1 protein-coding gene is annotated in these 640 nt (G+C 39.4%); it reads left to right on the forward strand.

Going from position 1 to position 640, the window contains the following annotated elements; all coding sequences use genetic code 11:
- The coding region (locus tag AB4484_RS20605; RefSeq protein WP_372080118.1) for a hypothetical protein at positions 1–566 on the forward strand (566 nt) is incomplete at its 5' end.
- Positions 567–640 lie beyond the last annotated feature (74 nt).

Below are 640 nucleotides of genomic sequence, written 5' to 3' on the forward strand. Positions count from 1 at the left end.
CAGAGCCAAAGGTAGCACTACCTTCGGGCACTCAAGCCCAAAATAGTGAGGCTAAAGCATTGAGTGCTATGTTTGGGGCTTCTATGAGTGAAAATATAAATATTGAAGTTACTTCTTCATCTGGTTTGACTCCTACTGCTGGGCAGAATAAGGAGTCAGTATCAGATCGCAACTTGCCAGGTTACGAAGTTAAAAGTCAACAGGTATTGGAAAGTGCCATAGTGAAATCAAAGAGTAATCTTGCAAGCACTTATTCTTCTAGGCAAGAGCGTATATCAAGTAGCTTATTAGAACGTGAGATAGCCAGTGAATCTGGGCGCATAGATCAAGACATAGCGAGCTTGTTTAATGACTTAAAGAAAGATATACGTCAGATTATTATAGCTTATCAATTGCGTAAACGTCCTATCAAGGTTACCTTGCACCTCACACAAGGAGTAATAGATGAAATTAGAGTACTAGATGTGCCTGAGACATTTGTTCGTGAAGTTCAATCACTGTTGTTAGGACATCGTATTTCTATAGAATATACAGGAGTAAAAAACCACGTTCTTCTTGTTAATTAAAAACCGTCCCCCAGATGAAACGCAACACGTTAACTCCTAATGAAGGCTAAGTGATTTAAAGGGTAAGCGTCTAC

The organism is Vibrio sp. 10N.261.46.A3 (genome assembly GCF_041472995.1).
Taxonomy (GTDB): domain Bacteria; phylum Pseudomonadota; class Gammaproteobacteria; order Enterobacterales; family Vibrionaceae; genus Vibrio; species Vibrio coralliirubri.